This window comes from Pseudomonas sp. Irchel 3E13 (genome assembly GCF_900187455.1).
GTDB lineage: Bacteria > Pseudomonadota > Gammaproteobacteria > Pseudomonadales > Pseudomonadaceae > Aquipseudomonas.
Map to the genome: position 1 here is coordinate 1 of NZ_FYDX01000039.1, position 4,934 is coordinate 4,934.

The following is a 4,934-nucleotide window of genomic DNA, read 5'->3' on the forward strand; positions in this document are numbered from 1 at the left end:
GCGCGCCTGGACACCACCGGCCTGACCTTGTCCGCGACTGGCTCCGTTCAGGAAGGCGGCAGCATCGTTTACACCGCCAAGCTGACCAACCCAGCCGGCACCGAAATGAAGATCACCTTGAGCAATGGTGAAACCATCACCATCGCCAAGGATGCGACTGAAGGCTCCGTGACCTTCGCCGCGCCAAAAGACACCGTTTATGTCGACGCGGGTAGCGTCAGCGTGACCGTCACCGGAACTACTGGTGGCGACTTCGAACACCTGGAAGTCAGCCCAACCGCAGCAGTCACCGCTGTTACGGATTCGATTGATACGTCGACCGTGACTCTGACCGCGACCGCCAGCGCTGTTGAAGGTGGCGTTGTCACCTACACCGCTTCGGTAACGGCCCCAGTGACCGGCGCTCCGCTGGTGATCACCCTGGCCAACGGTCAGTCGATCACTATTCCGGTTAACGCTTCGAGCGGTTCGGTGGACTTCATTGCCCCGAACAACGTGTTGAATACCAACACGCCACTGACCAACAGCATTACTGGTGTCACCGGCGGCAACTACGAGCATTTGGAAACCGCCGGCACCCCGACCACCGTCGTCACCGACGATCCGGCTCGCCTGGACACCACCGGTTTGACCTTGTCCGCCACCGGCACCGTTCAGGAAGGCGGCAGCATTGTTTACACCGCCAAGCTGACCAACCCAGCCGGCACCGAGATGAAGATCACCTTGAGCAACGGTGAGACCATCACCATTGCCAAGGATGCGACCGAAGGATCTGTCACCTTCGCTGCACCGAAAGACACTGTGTACGTGGATGCTGGCAGCGTCAGCGTGACTATCACCGGCACCACCGGTGGCGACTTCGAGCACCTCGAAGTCAGCCCGACTGCGGCCGTGACTGCTGTCACCGACAGCATCGACACCAGCACCGTGACCCTCACCGCTACCGCTAGCGCAGTTGAAGGCGGTGTAGTGACCTACACCGCTTCGGTAACGGCTCCAGTGACCGGCGCCCCGCTGGTCATCAGCCTCGCTAACGGCCAAAGCATCACTATTCCGGTCAACGCTTCGAGCGGCTCGGTGGACTTCATTGCCCCGAACAACGTGTTGAATACCAACACACCACTGACCAACAGCATCACCGGCGTAACCGGCGGCAACTACGAGCACCTAGAAGCCGCAGGCACCCCGACCACCGTTGTCACCGACGATCCAACCCGTCTGGACACCACTGGCCTGACCTTGTCCGCCACTGGCTCCGTCCAGGAAGGCGGCAGCATCGTCTACACCGCCAAGCTGACCAACCCAGCCGGCACTGAGATGAAGATCACCTTGAGCAATGGTGAAACCATCACCATCGCCAAGGATGCGACCGAAGGCAGCGTGACCTTCGCCGCGCCAAAAGACACTGTTTATGTCGATGCCGGTAGCGTCAGCGTGACTATCACCGGCACTTCCGGTGGTGACTTCGAGCACCTCGAGGTCAGCCCGACGGCAGCAGTGACTGCTGTCACCGACAGCATCGACACCAGCACTGTGACACTCACCGCTACCGCTACCGCGGCTGAAGGCGGTGTAGTCACTTACACCGCTTCGGTAACGGCGCCAGTGACTGGCGCTCCGCTGGTGATCACCCTGGCCAACGGCCAGTCGATCACCATCCCGGTTAATGCAAGCAGCGGCTCGGTGGACTTCATCGCCCCAAACAACGTGCTGAACACCAACACGCCACTGACCAACAGCATCACCGGTGTCACTGGCGGCAACTACGAGCACCTCGAAACCGCCGGCACGCCGGCCACTGTCGTCACCGACGATCCAACCCGTCTGGACACCACTGGCCTGACCTTGTCCGCGACTGGCTCTGTTCAGGAAGGCGGCAGCATCGTCTACACCGCCAAGCTGACCAATCCAGCCGGCACCGAGATGAAGATCACCTTGAGCAATGGTGAAACCATCACCATTGCCAAGGATGCGACCGAAGGCAGCGTGACCTTCGCAGCACCAAAAGACACCGTGTACGTCGACGCGGGTAGCGTCAGCGTGACCATCACCGGCACCACCGGCGGTGACTTCGAGCATCTGGAAGTCAGCCCGACTGCTGCGGTTACCGCTGTCACCGACAGCATCGACACCAGCACCGTGACCCTCACCGCTACTGCCAGCGCGGTTGAAGGTGGTGTAGTGACTTACACCGCGAGCGTCACTGCTCCGGTCACCGGCGCCCCGCTGGTCATCACTCTGGCCAACGGTCAGTCGATTACCATCCCGGTTAATGCAAGCAGCGGCTCGGTGGACTTCATCGCACCGAACAACGTGTTGAATACCAACACGCCGCTGACTAACAGCATCACCGGCGTGACTGGCGGCAACTACGAGCACTTGGAAACCGCAGGCACGCCGACCACCGTCGTGACCGATGACCCAGCCCGTCTGGACACCACTGGTCTGACCTTGTCCGCCACCGGTTCCGTCCAGGAAGGCGGCAACATCGTTTACACCGCCAAGCTGACCAACCCGGCTGGCACTGAGATGAAGATCACCTTGAGCAACGGTGAAACCATCACCATTGCCAAGGATGCGACCGAAGGTTCCGTGACCTTCGCGGCACCGAAAGACACCGTTTACGTCGATGCGGGCAGCGTCAGCGTGACCGTCACTGGCACTACCGGCGGTGACTTCGAACACCTCGAGGTCAGCCCGACTGCGGCCGTGACTGCTGTCACCGACAGCATCGACACCAGCACTGTGACCCTCACCGCTACTACTAGCGCGGTCGAAGGTGGCGTCGTTACCTACACCGCGAGCGTCACTGCCCCGGTTACCGGCGCACCACTGGTCATCAGCTTGGCTAACGGCCAGTCGATCACCATTCCGGTCAACGCTTCGAGCGGCTCGGTGGACTTCATTGCCCCGAATAACGTGTTGAACACCAACACGCCGCTGACCAACAGCATCACTGGCGTCACCGGCGGTAACTACGAGCACCTGGAAACTGCAGGAACTCCGACCACCGTTGTCACCGACGATCCGGCTCGTCTGGATACCACTGGCCTGACCCTCTCCGCGACTGGCTCAGTCCAGGAAGGCGGCAGCATTGTTTACACCGCCAAGCTGACCAACCCGGCCGGCACGGAAATGAAGGTGACCCTGAGCAATGGTGAAACCATCACTATCGCCAAGGACGCCACCGAAGGCAGCGTCACCTTCGCAGCGCCGAAAGACACCGTGTACGTCGACGCAGGTAGCGTCAGCGTGACCATCACTGGCACCACTGGCGGCGACTTCGAGCACCTCGAAGTCAGCCCGACTGCCGCCGTCACCGCGGTTACGGACTCGATTGATACCTCGACCGTCACCCTGACCGCGGCTGCCAGTGCTGTTGAAGGTGGTGTGGTTACTTATACCGCTTCGGTAACGGCTCCAGTGACTGGCGCTCCGCTGGTCATCACGCTGGCTAACGGTCAGTCGATCACTATTCCGGTTAATGCGAGCAGCGGTTCGGTCGACTTCATTGCCCCGAACAACGTGCTCAACACCAACACGCCGCTCACCAACAGCATCACCGGCGTGACTGGCGGCAACTACGAGCACCTGGAAACCGCCGGCACGCCGACCACCGTTGTCACCGATGATCCGGCTCGTCTGGACACCACCGGCCTGACCTTGTCCGCGACCGGCTCCGTCCAGGAAGGCGGCAACATCGTCTACACCGCCAAGCTGACCAATCCAGCCGGCACCGAGATGAAGATCACCTTGAGCAACGGTGAAACCATCACCATTGCCAAGGACGCCACTGAAGGCTCCGTCACCTTCGCTGCACCGAAAGACACCGTGTACGTCGACGCGGGTAGCGTCAGCGTGACCATCACTGGCACCACCGGTGGTGACTTCGAACATCTGGAAGTCAGCCCGACGGCAGCAGTCACTGCTGTCACCGATAGCATCGACACGTCGACTGTCACGTTGACGGCGACTGCCAGCGCGGTAGAAGGCGGCGTCGTCACTTACACCGCGAGCGTCACCGCGCCAGTAACCGGCGCGCCACTGGTCATCAGCCTCGCTAACGGCCAGTCGATCACCATCCCGGTCAACGCCTCGAGCGGCTCGGTGGACTTCATCGCACCGAACAACGTGTTGAATACCAACACCCCGTTGACCAACAGCATCACCGGTGTGACTGGCGGCAACTACGAGCACCTGGAAACTGCGGGCACTCCGACCACCGTCGTCACCGATGATCCGGCTCGTCTGGACACCACTGGTCTGACCTTGTCCGCGACTGGCTCTGTTCAGGAAGGCGGCAATATCGTCTACACCGCCAAGCTAACTAACCCAGCCGGCACCGAGATGAAGATCACCTTGAGCAACGGTGAGACCATCACCATTGCCAAGGACGCTACCGAAGGGTCTGTCACCTTCGCAGCACCAAAAGACACTGTTTACGTGGATGCCGGTAGCGTCAGCGTCACCATCACGGGCACCACTGGCGGTGACTTCGAGCACCTCGAGGTCAGCCCAACCGCAGCTGTAACTGCTGTTACGGACTCGATTGATACCTCGACCGTCACACTGACGGCGACTGCCAGTGCCGTTGAAGGCGGAGTGGTTACTTACACCGCTTCGGTAACGGCTCCAGTCACCGGCGCACCGCTGGTCATTACTCTGGCTAACGGCCAAAGCATCACCATTCCAGTGAATGCTTCGAGCGGTTCGGTCGATTTCATCGCCCCGAACAACGTGTTGAACACCAACACGCCGCTGACTAACAGCATCACCGGCGTAACCGGCGGCAACTACGAGCACTTGGAAACTGCAGGCACTCCGACCACCGTCGTCACCGATGATCCAGCCCGCCTGGACACCACCGGCCTGACGCTCAGCGCCACTGGCTCGGTTCAAGAAGGCGGCAACATCGTCTACACCGCCAAGCTGAC

General features: G+C 60.8%; 1 protein-coding gene. It reads left to right on the plus strand.

The window, feature by feature from the left end:
- Nucleotides 1–4,934, plus strand: a 4,934-nt coding sequence (locus tag CKW37_RS32890; protein WP_371864355.1) for a beta strand repeat-containing protein, incomplete at both ends; no start/stop codon positions are given.